We start from the raw sequence: 16,304 nt of genomic DNA, 5'->3' as shown, positions 1-16,304 counted from the left end.
GTCGCGCAGTGTATCAGTCTCGCTCCCACAACCTGCAAATTCTGGACGAGCAACCGCGCAGGGGCGGTTCTGGGTAGGAGCTGGCTTACCAGCGAAGGCGGACGCAAGGCTCAAGGGCCTCTTCGCCGGCAAGCCGGCTCCTACGGGGAGAGGTGTGTGGGTTCAGTGTTCGATGTGCTGCTCCTGGACCTTGCGCGCTCGGCGGCCATCGGTGGGCGACAGCTGGAGGAAGATCGCCGCCGCCAGCATCGCCATGATTCCTACCGTGAGGAAGGTCAGCTGGAAGGCGCCGAGTACGGTGTCGACTCCGTCATTGCCCACTTCAGCAGTAAAACCGCCCAGCAGTGCCCCGGCACACGCCACTCCCAGGCTCAGGGACAGTTGCGCCACCACCGACAGCAGGCTGTTGCCGCTGCTGGCCGCGGCATCGTCGAGGTCGATCAGGGTCACGGTGTTCATCGCGGTGAACTGCAATGAGTTGATCGCCCCCAGCACCGCCAGCATGCCCAGCAGCAGCGGATAAGGCGTGTGCTCGCTGACCAGCCCCATGCTGGCCAGCATCAGCCCCAGGGCCAGGGTGTTGCCGGTGAGCACGATGCGGTAGCCCAGGCGCTCGATCAATGGCCGGGCAATGGACTTGGCCAGCATCGCCGCGGCCGCCAGGGGCAGCATGCTCATCCCGGCCTGGGAGGGGGAATAACCCAGGGCCACTTGCAACAGCAGGGGCACCAGAAAGGGCAGGGCACCGCTGCCCAGGCGGGCGAACAGGTTGCCGAGGATGCCCACGGCAAAGGTCCGCACTTTAAACAGCGAAGGGGCGAACAGCGGGTTGTCGATATGCCCGGCTCGCAGCCAGTAGGCCGCCAGGCAGGCCAGGCCGCCAAACAGCAGCAACATCACCCGCAGGTGCGGCAGGTGCAGTTCACCCAGGCCTTCCATGGCGATGGTGATCAGCACCATCGCCGCGCCGAACAGCACAAAGCCCAGGCCATCGAAACGGGTGCGCTCGCTGCCCCGCAGATCGGGAATGAAACGCCACACCGCGTAGCAACCCACCGCACCCACTGGCAGGTTGATCAGGAAGATCCAGTGCCAGGTCAGGTACTGCACCATCCAGCCGCCCATGGTCGGGCCGATCAGCGGGCCCAGCAGCCCGGGAATGGTGATGAAACCCATGATGCGCACCAGCTCGGAGCGCGGGTACGCCCGCAACACCACCAGCCGCCCCACCGGCAGCATCAGCGCACCCCCCAGGCCCTGGATCACTCGGGCGCCGATCAGTTGGGACAGGGTGTTGGACATCGCGCACAGCAGGGAGCCGATGCTGAACAGCAAGATGGCGCCGAAGAAAATCTTCTTGGTGCCAAAGCGGTCGGCGATCCAGCCAGACGCCGGGATCAGCAGGGCCACGGTGAGCATGTAGGCGATGATCACCCCCTGCATGCGCAGCGGGTCTTCCGCCAGGTCCTGGGCCATGGCCGGCAGCGCCGTGTTGAGGATGGTGCCGTCCAGGGATTGCATGAAGAAGGCGATGGCCACTACCCAGGGCACCCAGCGGGCGGTGGTAGCGTCGAGAGGCGGGCGTTCGGGCATGGGACCTCGATGTGAGTTCAGGTAGGAGCCGGCTTGCCGGCGAAGGGCGCGCTGCATTCGGGCCAGGGCGTCGCGTCGTTCGCTGGCAAGTCAGCTCCTACAGCTTTGCGGGCAGTTCCTATAGGGTCAGGGTCAGGCGGCTGACCAGTGCTCCTGGCAAATGCATCGAGGCGGTCTGGCGCTGGCCATAGGTGCTGGCCGAAAGCAGCAGTTCCCGTTGCTCGGTCAGGGCCTCCAATTGCGAACCCAGCAGGCTGTAGACGCTGTCGTCGAAACGCATGGTGCTCACCGGGGCCTGGATCTCGCCGTTCTCCACCCAGAAGGTGGCGAAGCGGGTCATGCCGGTCAGGCGCGCCGCCGGCAGGTCCGAGTAGTTCAGGTACCACAGGTTGCTGATGTACAGGCCGGTGCCCAGTTGCTTGAGGATTTCCTGCTGGGATAGCTGGCCCGCCGCCATGTTCAGTGCGCTGGGGTATTCGCCGCTGCCGGCGCCATTACTGCTCAGGTCGTACTCGGCGGCGCTGCGGGAGTTGATCAACTGGGCATTGGCACTGCCCGCGGCAATCAGCGACAGGTCGCTGCGCGGGTAGCCCTCATCGGAAAACGCCGGGCTCAGGGAGCCGCTGACCTGTTCGTCCAGGGACACCAGGGGACTCAGGGTGGCATCGCCCGCGTAGAGTTTCTGCAGAGGGCTGTGTTTGCTGGCAATGGACTGGGCCGAGAACCCGCCCCAGGCCAGCATGCCCATGATCTCCTCCAGGGCCGCCGGCGCCAGGTAGGCGCGGTACTGCCCCGGCGCCAGGGTGCGCAGCGGTCGACCAAGGAACTCCAGTTGCTGGCGGGCCTGGTCGAAGCGCTGGGCGAAGGCTTCGTCGTCCCAGGCGTGTCCCGCGTAGCTGGCCTTCACCGCTTCGCCGTTTTCGTGGAACAGGCTGAAGTCGAAGTTGAAGCTGTTGGCCTGATGCCAGCCGAACGCTCCGCCGGAGCTGGCAAAACCTCGGCTGATGGGGCCGGCGGCATAGATGCCCACCAGATCCAGGCCGGCCCCGGCGCGGCCGATTTGTGCCACCACCTGCTCGCTGCTGGGCAGCGGATGGTCCTGCACGTGATGGGATTGCCATTGGGCATGATTGAGCATCAGGTACGGGTCCGCCGGCAGCAGCGGCAGGGTTTCCCGCAGCTGTTGCAGGGCTTCGACCAGGCGCTGACGGTCGACCTCGGGGTCGTTGCTCAAGGTGATGCTCAAGTCGGCGTGGCGTCCGTCGTCGATCAGCTTGAAATGCAGGCTGGCCTGCTGCACCTGCCCGGCCTGACGCACTTTGGCGTGGTTGAAGCGGATGAACTCCGAAGACTCCGCAGCGTAGCTCAGGGTGAACTGTTCCGATTCCCTGATCGCGTCCTGCAGCCACTGCACCCATGCCTTGAACTGCTCGGCCTGATTCATCGTCCTGGTCATCAGGCATCTCCTCCAAATACGTCAATCTTGCTGAACACGCAGGCCGGCGAAGCGTGGCCGACGCGGATCACCTGGTTGGGCTCGCCCTTGCCGCAGTTGGGCGTGCCCAGGACCTGGAAGGTGCTGCGGTCGCCGACGGCGCTGAGGTTGCGCCAGAACTGTGCGGAAATACCCCGGTAGTTGGGGTTCTTGACCACGCCCTTGAGCTCGCCGTTTTCGATCAGCTGGCCCCATTCGCAGCCGAACTGGAACTTGTTGCGGGCGTCGTCGATGGACCATGAGCGGTTGGTGGACATCAGGATGCCGTGTTCGATCTGGCCGATCAGGCGTTCCAGTGGCTGGTCGCCGGGCTCGACGTTGAGGTTGGCCATGCGGTCGATGGGCGCGCGGTTCCAGCTGCTGGCGCGGCTGTTGGCAACGCCGTCGAGGCCGCTGCGGTACTGCGACAGGGCGCTGCCCAGGGGGCGCACCAGCAGTCCCTCGCGGATCAGGAACTGCTTGCTGGCGGCGCTGCCATCGTCGTCATGTCCGTAGCTGGCCAGCTCCTCGGGAATCTCCGGGTCGAAGGTCACGTTGAGCAGGGACGAGCCGTATTGCAGGCGGCCGAAGTCTTCCTGTTTGACGAAGCTGGTGCCGGCGTAGTTGCGCTCGTCGCCGAGGATGCGGTCCAGCTCCAGGGGATGGCCGATCGACTCGTGGATCTGCAGCATCATTTGGTCCGGCATCAGCAGCAGGTCCCGCTGGCCCTGCGGGGTGTTCGGCGCCAGCAGCAGTTGCAACGCCTGGTCGGCCACCCGTGGCGCCGCTCCCAGCAGGCCGCAGCGGCTGATCACATCGCCAGCGCCCTGCTGGCCGAAATTCTCCCGGCCCAGGCTGCGGGTCTGACTGTCGCTACCGTCGTAGGCGGTGACATCCAGGCCCGGGTAGACGAAACGCTGAGCCTGGCGCAGCTCGGCGCCGGCACTGTTGAGGTAGATCTGCTCGACCTGGGTCACGCCGATGCCCACTTGCCAGTTCACCAGGCGCTCGTCCTTGGGCACCGAAGCCGATTCATCGCCCAGCAGTTGGTAGCAGTCGCTGAGGGACGGGAAGGGCTGGTCCAGGTTGGGCGAAAGGTAGTCCGCACGGTGGCTGGATACCGGTTGCTCGCGCAGGTCCAGCAGGGCGTGGGCGGCAATCACCCGAGCCTGTTGTTCGGCACGGTCGAGGGCGGCTTGCAGGCCGCCTTGCGAGAGGTCGTTGGTGGCGGCGTAGGCTTCCACACCGCGCACCCGTACGGTCAGCATCGCCCCTTCGTCACGGCCCAGGCTCGGTGGTTCGGCAATGTTCTTGCGCACTGACAGGTACTGGTCCGACTCGCGCACGTAGCGCAGGGAAAAGAATTCGGCGCCCGTGCGCAAGGCAGCAAAGCGCTGCTTGAGCTGGGGGTGAAAGTCGAACATGGAGGACCTCCTTGTGAGGCGCGATAGCGGGCCGGCGCGTTTCGCCAGCAAGCTGGCTCCTACAGGTTATAGGTGCTGATGGGCTCGGGGACGAAAGGGGATGTGCAAGTTGCAGAACTGTAGCCGCTGCCGAAGGCTGCGATCAAGGATGGAGTTCTGGGGGATACGGGGAACAGAGAAAGGGCACCGACCGTTGCGGTCGGCGCCCGTGCTGCTTACTGCGCGGTTGGAGTGATATCGCGCATTGGCTTGCCACGCACCGGGGCGTCGCCCGCGACGTAGTAGTCGGCCTTGCTGCGAGGCAGCGGCTGACGGCCACGGATCTTGTCGGCGATTTTCTCGGCCATCATGATGGTCGGCGCGTTGAGGTTGCCGGTGGTGATGATCGGCATGATCGAGGCATCCACCACGCGCAGGCCTTGCATGCCGTGCACGCGACCCTGGCCATCCACTACTGCCATGTCGTCGGTGCCCATCTTGCACGAGCAGGATGGGTGGAAGGCGGTCTCGGCGTGCTCGCGGACAAACTTGTCCAGTTGCTCGTCGGTCTGCACCTCGATGCCCGGGCTGATTTCGCGACCGCGGAAGGGGTCCAGGGCCGGCTGTTGCATGATTTCACGGGTCAGGCGGATGCCGTCGCGAAATTCCTGCCAGTCCTGATCGGTGGCCATGTAGTTGAAGAGGATACTCGGGTGCTGGCGTGGGTCCTTGGACTTGAGCTGCACGCGACCACGGCTCGGCGAGCGCATGGAGCCCATATGAGCCTGGAAGCCATGCTCTTTCACACCGTTGCTGCCGTTGTAGTTAATCGCTACCGGCAGGAAGTGGTACTGGATGTTCGGCCATTCGAACTCTTCACGCGTACGGATGAAACCGCCGGCTTCGAACTGGTTGCTGGCGCCGATGCCGGTGCCGTTGAACAGCCACTCGGCACCGATGGCCGGCTGGTTCCACCACAGCAGCGATGGGTACAGGGACACGGGCTGGGTACAGGCGTACTGCAGGTACAGCTCCAGGTGGTCCTGCAGGTTTTCACCCACGCCCGGCAGGTCGTGGACCACCGGGATGTCCAGGCTTTCCAGGAGGGCGCGGGGGCCGACGCCGGAGCGTTGCAGCAGTTGCGGCGAGGCGATGGCGCCGGAGCTGACGATCACTTCCTTGCGGGCGCGGGCTTCCACGCGCTCTTCGGTGCTGCCTTGCAGGTAACTCACGCCGATGGCGCGCTTGCCGTCAAACAGGATCTTGTCGGTCAGGGCGTGAGTGACGATGGTCAGGGTCGAGCGCTTTTTAGCGGTGTCCAGATAACCGCGCGCGGTGCTGGCGCGACGACCTTTAGGGGTGACGGTACGGTCCATCGGACCGAAGCCTTCCTGCTGGTAGCCGTTCAAGTCTTCGGTACGCGGGTAACCGGCTTGCACGCCGGCTTCGACCATGGCGTGGAACAGCGGGTTGTTGCCGGCTTTGGGCGTGGTCACGCTGACCGGGCCTTCGCCGCCGTGGTAGTCGTTGGGGCCGATGTCACGGGTCTCCGCCTTGCGGAAATACGGCAGGCAGTCCAGGTAGGTCCAGTCTTCCAGGCCTGGCAGCTTGGCCCAGCCGTCGTAGTCCATGGCGTTGCCGCGGATGTAGCACATGCCGTTGATCAGCGACGAGCCGCCCAGGCCCTTGCCGCGACCGCACTCCATGCGACGACCGTTCATGTGTGGCTCTGGATCGGTCTCGTAGGCCCAGTTGTAGCGACGGCCTTGCAGTGGAAAGGCCAGTGCCGCCGGCATCTGGGTACGGAAGTCGAAACGATAGTCCGGGCCGCCGGCTTCCAGCAGCAGGACGGTGACGCCTTCGTCTTCAGTCAGACGGGTCGCCAGGGTGTTACCGGCTGAGCCGGCACCGATGATGATGTAATCGAATTCTTGGGCCATTGGAGCCTCCGTGGAGAGCTGCAAGCCTCAAGCTTCAAGCTGCAAGAGAAGGCAGCGAAGCGGGCTTGGCATTGAATGAGGAGCAGGCGGCAAGCCAGGCTGTTGCCTTGGCTTGCCGCTTGTAGCTGGCTGCTGCTTAGAACACCGAGGCGTAGTCGCCCAGCTCGACCTGTACCGATTTGATGCGAGTGAAGTTGTTCAGCGAGCTGATGCCGTTCTCACGGCCAACACCCGATTGCTTGTAGCCGCCAACCGGCATCTTGGCGTCGGATTCGCCCCAGGCGTTGATCCAGCAGATACCGGCTTCGAGCTGGTGAATCACGCGGTGAGCGCGGTTCAGATCCTTGGTGACCAGGCCGGCAGCCAGACCGAAGTCGGTGTCGTTGGCGCGGCGGATCACTTCTTCTTCGGTCTCGTAAGTCAGGATCGCCATCACTGGGCCGAAGATTTCTTCACGGACGATGGTCATGTCGTCGGTGCAGTCGGTGAACACGGTCGGGGCAACGAAAGCACCCTTGGCGAATTCGCCGTCGGTCAGGCGCTCACCGCCGCACAGTACGCGGGCACCTTCTGCTTTGCCCTTGGCGATGTAGCCCAGCACGCTTTCCATGTGCGGGAAGCTCACCAGCGGACCGAAGTTGGTGTTTTCGTCTTCCGGGTTGCCGATGCGAATGCGCGCAACACGCTCGGCGATCTTGGCTTCGAAAGCGGCTTTCAGGTGGCTCGGTACGAACACGCGAGTACCGTTGGTGCAGACCTGACCGGAGCTGTAGAAGTTGGCCATCATCGCGGTGTCGGCGGCGCGATCCAGGTCGGCGTCGTCGAAGATGATCAGCGGCGACTTGCCACCCAGTTCCATGGTCACGTCTTTGAGCGAAGAGCTGGAAGCGCTGGCCATGACCTTCTTGCCGGTGTCGGTGCCGCCGGTGAAGGAGACTTTCTCGATGCGCGGGTGCTCGGTCAGCCAGGTGCCGACTTCACGGCCGCTGCCGGTCAGGACGTTGAACACGCCGTCCGGCAGGCCGGCTTCGGTGTAGATCTCGGCCAGTTTCAGGGTGGTCAGCGAGGTGACTTCGCTCGGCTTGAAGATCATCGCGTTACCGGCTGCCAGGGCTGGAGCGGATTTCCACAGGGCGATCTGGATCGGGTAGTTCCAGGCGCCGATGCCGGCGACCACGCCCAGGGGCTCGCGACGGGTGTAGACGAAGGAAGTGGTGCGCAGCGGAATCTGCTCACCTTCGATGGCCGGTACCAGGCCAGCGTAGTATTCCAGCACGTCGGCGCCGGTGACGATGTCGACATACTTGGTTTCGGAGAACGCCTTGCCGGTGTCCATGGTTTCCAGAGCGGCCAGTTCGTCATTGCGCTCGCGGAGGATTTCCACAGCGCGACGCAGGATGCGCGAACGCTCCATGGCGGTCATGGCGGCCCAGATCTTCTGGCCTTTTTCGGCGCTGACCACGGCGCGTTCCACGTCTTCCTTGGTCGCACGTTGCACTTGTGCGAGAACTTCACCGTTGGCCGGGTTGATGGCATCGAAAGTGGCATCGCTGCCGGCATCGGTGTAGCCGCCGTCGATGTAGAGTTTTTGCAGTTCGAAACGGGCCATAGTGTCCTCGCAAGTGCATTAAGTAGTGGGCTTGACCACCGGGCGTGTCCTGAAGTTCAGGGCACGTTGATCAGTGGCGGGTCAGGGGCCGAGCGTCTCTTTTGTGCTCTAGCGCTCCTGCTTAGCCAGTTGTAGATCCATGTATTCGTAAGCGATCCGTATCGCCTGGTCGGTGTCGAATTCATCACCCGACAAGGCACCACGCAGCCACAAACCGTCGATCAAAGCCGCCAGGCCGCGTGCTGCCTTGCGCGCATGGTAGAGCGGCAGGGCACGGCGGAACTGGCAACACAGGTTGGAATACAAGCGGTGGTCGTTGATCCGCTGCAACCTGTGCAAATCGGGCTGGTGCATGCTGGAAGCCCAGAAGGCCAACCAGGTTTTCATTGCCGGGCCGTTCACCTGGCTGGCATCGAAGTTGCCCTCGATGATCACTTTCAGGTGAGCGCGCGGGCTGTCGTCCGTCAGGGCCTGGCGGCGTGCTCTGACGCCTTCGTTGAGCATGCTCATGATGTAACCCATCGTCGCTGCGATCAGGCCGTTCTTGTCCCGAAAGTAGTGACTGATGATGCCGTTTGAAACACCGGCCAAACGGGCGATCAGCGCAATGCTGGCGTCCCCCATTCCGACCTGATCGACCGCCTGTAGCGTGGCTTCGATCAATTGCTGGCGGCGTATGGGTTGCATACCGACCTTGGGCATCTGATACCTCTCCTTAGGCCTGTCGACAGGCGTATTACGCCGGTCGACTTGTGGGCCAGTCTATTTTGTTTTGATTGAACGTTCAATCAACAAAGAATAAGATCTGCGACAAATCGTCGCTGCCTGAGGAGTTTCTCCTACTCGCAGATGGCGGAAAAACGACCTCCGAAAATGCCCGAAACTTACATGCGGCATGGCGTGGACCGGCAAGAGAACAAACGTGTTGAAGGGGCAGGACGCTCCGGGATTCAGGCGATGAACTGCAGGTTCATCACCGGCCCCGGATGCGGTTGCGCAACGCGGCTTTTGCGGTTTCGGGTGTTTTCGGGGTGTCTTTATATCACCCGACGATCGGCTGCCAACTAACCGATTGATCGGGTGCCGTGTTGCCTTGTGTCCTTCTCTCGCACTGCCCGGAGCATCTGCGCAATGAGTTCTGCCTCTCTTATAAAGACCCCACCGGAGAAGGTGCGGGTCAACGGTTGGGTGTTCTACACCTCCACCGCGTTGATCCTGTTGTTGACCGCGATTCTGATCATCGCCCCGCAAGAGGCCGGCCGACTGCTGGGCATTGCCCAGGCCTGGTTGTCTCGCAGCTTCGGCTGGTACTACATGGTGGTGATCGCCGCCTACCTGGTGTTCGTGGTGGGCCTGGCGTTCTCCTCCTACGGCAAGCTCAAGCTGGGGACCAAGCAAGACACCCCGGACTTCAGCTACGGTGCCTGGGCCGGGATGCTGTTCTCTTCCGGTATCGGTATCTCGCTTTTGTACTTCGGTGCTTCCGAGCCCCTGGATCACTACTTCAACCCGCCTGAAGGCGTACCCGGTAGCAACCTGGCCGCACGCCAGGCGCTGCAGCTGACCTTCCTGCACTGGGGGCTGCATGGCTGGGCGATCTATGCCCTGGTGGGCCTGGCGGTGGCGTACTTCGCCTATCGCCATAACCAGCCGCTGGCCCTGCGTTCGGCGTTGTATCCGCTGGTGGGCGAGCGCTGGGTCAAGGGTGCGGCCGGCCATGCGGTGGACGGTTTCGGCATGTTCGTGACCCTGCTGGGCCTGGTGACCAACCTCGGGATTGGTTCGATGCAGGTGTCTTCCGGTCTGGAAAACCTGTTCGGCATGGAGCACAGCAACACCAACCTGCTGATCGTGATCATCGTCATGAGCACGGTGGCCACCATCGCTGCGGTGTCCGGTGTGGAAAACGGCATCCGCCGCCTGTCCAACCTGAACATCGTGCTGTTCAGCGGCCTGTTGATTTTCGTCCTGCTGTTCGGCCCGACCCTGCACCTGCTCAACGGCTTCGTGCAGAACATCGGCGACTACCTCAACGGTGTGGTGCTCAAGACCTTCGATCTCTACGTGTATGAAGGCGACAGTGCCAAGTCCGATCGCTGGCTGGGCCTGTGGACCCTGTTCTACTGGGCCTGGTGGATTTCCTGGGCGCCATTCGTGGGCATGTTCATTGCGCGTATTTCCCGTGGTCGCACCGTGCGTGAACTGGTGGCCGGCGTGCTGCTGATTCCCCTGGGCTTCACCCTGGCCTGGCTGTCGATCTTCGGCAACTCGGCCCTGGACCTGGTGGTCAACCAGGGCGCGGTGGAGCTGGGCAAGACGGCGCTGGAACAGCCGTCCATGGCGATCTACCAGCTGCTTGAGCACTACCCGGCCTCGAAGATTGTCATCGGTGTATCGATCTTCGTCGGTTTCGTGCTGTTCCTGACCCCTGCCGACTCCGGCGCGGTGATGATGGCCAACCTGTCGTGCAAGGGCGGCAACGTCGACGAAGACGCCCCGCACTGGTTGCGGATCTTCTGGTCGGCGGTGATCACCCTGGTGACTATCGGCCTGTTGTTCGCCGGCAACTTCGAAGCCATGCAGACCATGGTGGTGCTGGCCGGCCTGCCGTTCTCGGTGGTGCTGATCTTCTTCATGTTCGGCTTGCACAAGGCCATGCGCCAGGACGTGCAGATCGAGCAGGAGCAGGCGCAACTGGCTGAGCGCGGTCGTCGTGGTTTCAGCGAGCGCCTGACCCAGCTGGACCTGCAACCGACCCAATCGGTGGTGCAGCGCTACATGGACAAGCACGTCAGTCCGGCCCTGCAGGAAGCGGCGGTGCAACTGCGCAACCTGAGCCTGGAAGTGCAGACCAACCTGGGCAAGTCGAAGAACCTGCTGGGCCTGCGCGTGGAAATGGATGAAGGCAATCCCTTCGTCTATGAAGTGAGCCTGGACGGCTACCTGGCGACGCCGAGCGAATCGACCCAGCCGGAAGGGGCGGACAGTGAAGTGCGCAGTCGTTTCTACCGCGCCGAGGTGTACCTGCACAACGGCAGCCAGGAATACGACTTGATGGGCTTTACCCAGGAGCAGATCACCCGTGATGTGCTCGATCAGTTCGAAAGCCATCGGCAGCTCCTTGGCCGTGTCTATAGCTGAGTGAAGTCAGGGGCCGCTCCCGAGGGGGCGGTTCCAGCCGCTGTAGGAAGCCGGCTTGCCGGCGAAGGCGTCCTCAAGGGCGCTGCAAGGCTTCAGGGCCTGTTCGCTGGCAAGCCAGCTCCTACAGAAGGTGGTGGGTGGTTAAAGCAAAACGCCGCGATTGCTCGCGGCGTTTTTGTGTCTGCGGCTTAACCCAGGTTCTTGCCGAGCAGGGCGTGGTAGAGCTCGCTGTCGCCGAGAATCCCCACTACCTGCTGGTTGTCGTGGAGCACCAGTTTGTTGCCGGTCTGGTAGCGGATCTGCAGGGCGTCGCGCATACCGATGTTGGAGTCCACCAGGGTCGGGCGCCGGCCCAGTTCTTCCACCGCTTGCCCCGGAACCCAGTTCTGCAGGTCCATCTGCGAGCCGTTGCGTCGGGCGCCCTTGATGGTGTTGCCCTCGGCCAGGTCGAGCCAGGAATCGCCGCCCGGGTCCAGGCACACCGAGCCGTTGACGCGTTTGCAGTTGTCCAGGCTGCGCATCAGGCTGCGACCGCAGAGCACGTTCAGCGGGTTGGTGTGGGCGACGAAGGTGCGCACATAGTCGTCCGCAGGATTGAGCACGATCTCTTCCGGCTTGCTGTACTGGATGATCCGCCCGTCTTTCATGATGGCGATGCGGCTGCCCAGTTTCAGGGCTTCGTCCAGGTCGTGGCTGACGAAGACGATGGTCTTGCTCAGCTTGCGTTGCAGTTCCAGCAGTTCGTCCTGCAGGCCCTGACGGATCAGCGGGTCGAGGGCCGAGAAGGGTTCGTCCATCAGCAGGATATCGGCGTCCATGGCCAGGGCGCGGGCCAGGCCCACCCGCTGCTGCATGCCGCCGGACAGCTCGTCGGGCTTCTTGTTGCGCCACTGGGTCAGACCCACCAGCTCAAGTTTCTCGTCCACCAGCTTGCGCCGCTCCTTCTCGGGGCGACCCTGCATCTCCAGGCCGAAGCTGATGTTTTCCCGCACCGTCAGCCAGGGCATCAGGGCGAATTTCTGGAACACCATGGCGATGCGCTGGGTGCGCATCATCTTCAGTTCGGCGGGGGTGCAGGAGGCAATGTCGATCTGCTTGCCTTCGTGTTCGACGAACAGCTTGCCGCGGCTCACGGTGTTGAGGCCATTGATGCAGCGCAACAGGCTGGATTTGCCGGAGCCGGAGAGGCCCATCAGCACGCAGATCTCGCCTTTCTGCACGTCCAGGCTGGCTTTTTCCACGCCCACGATCTGCCCGGTCTTCTTCAGGATTTCGTTGCGGGTCATGCCCTGGTCCAGCAGCTTGAGCGCCTCCCGTGGGTCCTTGGAGAAGATAACGTCGACGTTATCGAAGCGGATTATGCTCATGCGTCACCCCCTACTTTGGCTTCAGGTTGTTTGCAGATGCGGTCGAGCATGATCGCCAGCAGCACGATCGCCAGGCCAGCTTCGAAGCCCAGGGCAATGTCGGCGGTGTTGAGTGCGTTGACCACGGGTTTGCCCAGGCCGTCGGCGCCGACCAGGGCGGCGATCACCACCATCGACAGCGACAGCATGATGCATTGGGTAATACCGGCGGCGATGCTCGGCATGGCGTGGGGCAGCTCAATGCGCGACAACAACTGACGGCGCGAACAGCCAAAGGCCTTGCCTGCGTCCATCAACTCTTGTGGAACATCGCGAATGCCCAGGTAGGTCAGGCGGATCGGTGCGGCAATGGCGAACACCACCGTGGAGATCAGGCCGGGCACCACCCCGAGGCCGAACAGGGTCAGGGTCGGGATCAGGTAGACGAATGTGGGAACGGTCTGCATCAGGTCGAGGACCGGACGCATCATGGTGTAGAACAGCGGCTTGTGCGCGGCGACGATTCCCAGGGGCACGCCGATCAGCACGCAGACCAGGGTGGCGAACAGCACCTGGGCCAGGGTTTCCATGGTTTCCTGCCAGTACCCCAGATTGAGGATCAGCAGGAAGGACAGCACGACAAATACAGTCAGGCCCCATTTGCGCTGGATCAGGTGCGCCAGCAGGGCGATCAGGCCGATCAGGGCCAGGGGATTGAACCAGGTCAGCGCGAACGTCACGCCGTGGATCATGGTTTCCAGGGTGGTAGCGATCGCATCGAAGGTGCTGGCACCGTGTTTCGTCAACCACTCTACGAAAGCCGCGATGTACTGGCCCAGGGGGATTTTCTGATCAGTGAGCATGGTATTGAACGTCCGCATGCAAGGAAAAAACAGCCCGGGCAGGCGAACCCGCCCGGCGTAAGCGAGTTACTTAATTCGAAGCTTGTTCAAGCTTGGCTTTCACGGCTTCCAGGCCAGGTTTACCGTCAATGGTGGTGACGCCAGCGAGCCAGGTATCGAGCACCTGTGGATTCTTCTTCAGCCAGGCCTTGGCGGCCGCGTCAGGCTTCATCTTGTCGTCCAGAACGTTGCCCATCAGGGTGCTTTCCATGTTCAGGGTGAACGACAGGTTCTTCAGCAACTGGCCAACGTTGCTGCATTCGGTGGTATAGCCCTTGCGGGTGTTGGTGTAGATGGTGGCCTGGCCGAAGTTGGGACCGAAGAAGTCGTCGCCACCGGTCAGGTACTTCATCTTGAAGCGCGTGTTCATCGGGTGCGGTTCCCAGCCCAGGAACACCACCGCAGTGTCGCGACGCTGCGCGCGCTCGACCTGGGACAGCATGCCCGCCTCGCTGGACTCCACCACCTTGAACCCTGCGTCCTTGAGGCCAAAGGCGTTCTTGTCGATCATCGTCTGGATGGTGCGGTTGCCGTCGTTGCCCGGCTCGATGCCGTAGATCTTGCCGTCCAGCTCCTTCTTGAACTTGACGATGTCGGCGAAGTCTTTCAGGCCCTTGTCATACAGCGACTCGGGTACTGCCAGGGTGTACTTGGCGTTTTCCAGGTTGGCGCGCACGGTTTCCACGGTGCCGGCATCACGGTAGGGCTTGATGTCGTTTTCCATGGTGGGCATCCAGTTGCCGAGGAACACGTCCATGTTCTTGCCGTCGGCCAGGGACTTGTAGGTCACCGGCACGGAAATCATCGTGGTCTTGGTCTTGTAGCCCAGGGCGTTGAGCACGACGCTGGTGGTGGCGGTGGTCACGGTGATATCGGTCCAGCCGACATCGGAGAAGTTTACGGTGCTGCATTGCGCCGGTTCTGCGGCTTGTGCCAGAAGCGGCAGACTCAGCATGGCGGCCAACAACAACGACGGGGAACCTTTCATAGGGGAGACTCCTGGATGTTTTTTTGGCGGCGTATGGACCGCGCTTATAAGTGTGGCGGTTGGTGTGCCGGGGACAGCTCTACCACCGTGCCTTGCAATCGAGTCGAGACTGATCATGTACCAGTGAAAAACTGTCGCCTACAGGGTGCGTCGTATCCAGTACAGGGAGGGTCGCATCCAGTGTCGGTGAGGTCGCTTACAGTGTTTTTGGGCATTTTTTCCTGCATCTGAGCCGCAAAAAACGCCCAGAACCCGAGCCTCGCGCCAGGCGGCGTTGGTGGACATGAGTGAGTCGGTGTCAGACGTCGCGAGTCGCTGTAAAAGCCTGATGATGCGCCCTTCTCGGCGGATTGCAGCTTGAGCGTAGCAGCTCCGTCAGTGGGCGTTTTCAGCGCCTGGACTGTGCTCATCGAGGAGTTACGCAGTAATGGCTATCAGTGTTTTCGACTTGTTCAAGATCGGTATCGGGCCTTCCAGTTCCCACACCGTCGGGCCCATGCGCGCCGCGGCGTTATTCGTCCAGGTATTGAAGGAACGCCATCTGCTGGAGTCGGTGCGGCGGATCGAGGTGCAACTGTTCGGCTCGCTGTCAGCCACCGGCATTGGCCATGGCAGCGACAACGCCGTGATCATGGGCTTGATGGGAGAGTGGCCGGATGCAATCGATCCGTCGTTGATCGGCCCGCGCATCGAACAGCTCAGGGAAACTCAGACCCTGTTGCTGGACGGACGGCTGCCTGTGCCTTTCATCTGGTCCCGGGACATGCGCCTGCTGGACGAGAACCTGCCCTTTCACCCCAATGCCATGACCCTGGTGGCTGAAGGTGAAGGCGGGGAGCTGTTGCGCGATACCTACTATTCGGTGGGTGGCGGTTTTGTCGTCGACCAGGCCCAGGCCAGCAGCGGCGTGGCAGACCTGGACCGTAGCGAGCTGCCTTACGATTTCTCCAGTGCGGTGGAACTGCTCAGCCTGTGCCAGCAGCACAACCTGCGGGTCGCCGAACTGATGCTGGCCAACGAGAAGGTCTGGCGTTCGGAGGCAGAAATCCGCAGCGGGCTGATGGTGCTCTGGCGGGCCATGCAGGATTGTGTGGAGCAGGGGCTCAAGCACGAAGGCATCCTGCCCGGTGGGCTCAATGTGCGCCGTCGCGCGGCCAAGTTGCATCGCAGCCTGCAGGAGCTCAACAAACCCAATGTGATCGGCTCGACCTTGAGCGCCATGGAGTGGGTCAACCTGTTCGCCCTGGCGGTGAACGAGGAGAACGCCGCCGGTGGACGCATGGTCACCGCCCCCACCAATGGCGCAGCGGGGATCATTCCGGCGGTGCTGCACTACTTTATGAAGTTCAGCGAGGACGTGACCGACGCCAACGTGGTGGACTTCTTTCTCGGCGCGGCGGCCATCGGCATCCTGTGCAAGAAGAACGCCTCGATCTCCGGCGCCGAAGTCGGCTGCCAGGGCGAAGTCGGTTCGGCCTGTGCCATGGCTGCGGCGGGGTTGGCGGAGATTCTCGGGGCCACGCCCGAGCAGTTGTGCAACGCCGCGGAAATCGGCCTGGAGCATAACCTCGGCCTGACCTGCGATCCGGTGGGCGGTTTGGTGCAGGTGCCCTGCATCGAGCGCAACGCGATTGCCGCGGTGAAGGCGATCAATGCCGCGCAGATGGCCTTGCGCGGCGATGGCCAGCACTTCATCTCCCTGGATCGGGTGATTCGCACCATGCGTGATACCGGGGCGGACATGCATGACAAATATAAAGAGACCTCTCGCGGCGGGCTGGCGGTGAGTGCAGTGGAGTGTTGAGCCCGCATGCAGCGGTACGCCGGCGGCTGCACAGGGCTGGCGGCGCGCCCAAATTGCTCATCAGGGGAGGGGCGCGCCACCTTTTAGCGCGTCGTGAATAGACA

11 protein-coding genes are annotated in these 16,304 nt (G+C 62.7%); 2 read left to right on the top strand and 9 right to left on the bottom strand.

Annotation, left to right across the window (positions count from 1 at the left end; genetic code table 11):
• Positions 1-162: 162 nt before the first annotated feature.
• From mdtD to betI, 6 genes are all read right to left on the bottom strand, one after another.
• Positions 163-1,593, bottom strand: coding sequence for a multidrug transporter subunit MdtD (gene mdtD / locus P7C00_RS29990; RefSeq protein ID WP_404937833.1), 1,431 nt, complete (start codon positions 1,591-1,593; stop codon positions 163-165).
• A gap of 118 nt (positions 1,594-1,711) precedes the next feature.
• Positions 1,712-3,049 carry a TldD/PmbA family protein gene (locus P7C00_RS29985; RefSeq protein WP_404937832.1) on the bottom strand — a complete coding sequence of 446 codons (1,338 nt, stop codon included), beginning with the start codon at positions 3,047-3,049 and terminating at the stop codon, positions 1,712-1,714.
• Positions 3,049-4,491: a TldD/PmbA family protein gene (locus P7C00_RS29980; RefSeq protein WP_404937831.1), complete on the bottom strand. Its 1,443-nt coding sequence runs from the start codon at positions 4,489-4,491 to the stop codon at positions 3,049-3,051. Before P7C00_RS29980 ends, P7C00_RS29985 begins: the two co-directional genes overlap by 1 nt.
• Before the next feature lie 215 nt (positions 4,492-4,706).
• Positions 4,707-6,410 carry a choline dehydrogenase gene (betA, locus tag P7C00_RS29975; RefSeq protein ID WP_346633186.1) on the bottom strand — a complete coding sequence of 568 codons (1,704 nt, stop codon included), beginning with the start codon at positions 6,408-6,410 and terminating at the stop codon, positions 4,707-4,709.
• A 136-nt stretch (positions 6,411-6,546) separates the two neighbouring features.
• A complete protein-coding gene (gene betB, locus P7C00_RS29970) occupies positions 6,547-8,019 on the bottom strand; it encodes a betaine-aldehyde dehydrogenase (protein WP_404937830.1) in 1,473 nt (490 codons plus the stop codon).
• A gap of 108 nt (positions 8,020-8,127) precedes the next feature.
• Positions 8,128-8,721 carry a transcriptional regulator BetI gene (betI, locus tag P7C00_RS29965; RefSeq protein ID WP_123726597.1) on the bottom strand — a complete coding sequence of 198 codons (594 nt, stop codon included), beginning with the start codon at positions 8,719-8,721 and terminating at the stop codon, positions 8,128-8,130.
• 486 nt (positions 8,722-9,207) lie between these two features.
• Between betI and P7C00_RS29960 the strand changes: the two genes are divergently transcribed.
• Entirely contained in the window at positions 9,208-11,160 is a 1,953-nt protein-coding gene (locus P7C00_RS29960) for a BCCT family transporter (RefSeq protein WP_346633429.1), read from the top strand.
• Positions 11,161-11,348: 188 nt separating this feature from the next.
• Here P7C00_RS29960 and choV read toward each other — a convergent pair whose 3' ends face one another.
• The 3 genes from choV to P7C00_RS29945 all read right to left on the bottom strand — a co-directional run bounded on the left by choV (position 11,349) and on the right by P7C00_RS29945 (position 14,396).
• Positions 11,349-12,527 carry a choline ABC transporter ATP-binding protein gene (gene choV, locus P7C00_RS29955; RefSeq protein ID WP_346633185.1) on the bottom strand — a complete coding sequence of 393 codons (1,179 nt, stop codon included), beginning with the start codon at positions 12,525-12,527 and terminating at the stop codon, positions 11,349-11,351.
• Positions 12,524-13,369 carry a choline ABC transporter permease subunit gene (gene choW, locus P7C00_RS29950; RefSeq protein WP_060841472.1) on the bottom strand — a complete coding sequence of 282 codons (846 nt, stop codon included), beginning with the start codon at positions 13,367-13,369 and terminating at the stop codon, positions 12,524-12,526. The genes choV and choW overlap by 4 nt, the downstream gene beginning before the upstream one ends.
• 70 nt (positions 13,370-13,439) lie before the next feature.
• A complete protein-coding gene (locus P7C00_RS29945; RefSeq protein WP_346633184.1) occupies positions 13,440-14,396 on the bottom strand; it encodes a choline ABC transporter substrate-binding protein in 957 nt (318 codons plus the stop codon).
• Positions 14,397-14,823: 427 nt separating this feature from the next.
• Between P7C00_RS29945 and P7C00_RS29940 the strand changes: the two genes are divergently transcribed.
• Positions 14,824-16,200: an L-serine ammonia-lyase gene (locus P7C00_RS29940; RefSeq protein WP_404937829.1), complete on the top strand. Its 1,377-nt coding sequence runs from the start codon at positions 14,824-14,826 to the stop codon at positions 16,198-16,200.
• The last annotated feature ends 104 nt before the right edge of the window (positions 16,201-16,304 follow it).

The sequence above is a fragment of the Pseudomonas sp. JDS08PS003 genome (assembly GCF_045013505.1).
In the GTDB taxonomy this organism is placed as follows: Bacteria; Pseudomonadota; Gammaproteobacteria; order Pseudomonadales; family Pseudomonadaceae; genus Aquipseudomonas; species Aquipseudomonas protegens_B.
Note: the sequence above shows the minus strand (reverse complement) of the source record. Positions and strands in the feature narration are given on the sequence as shown.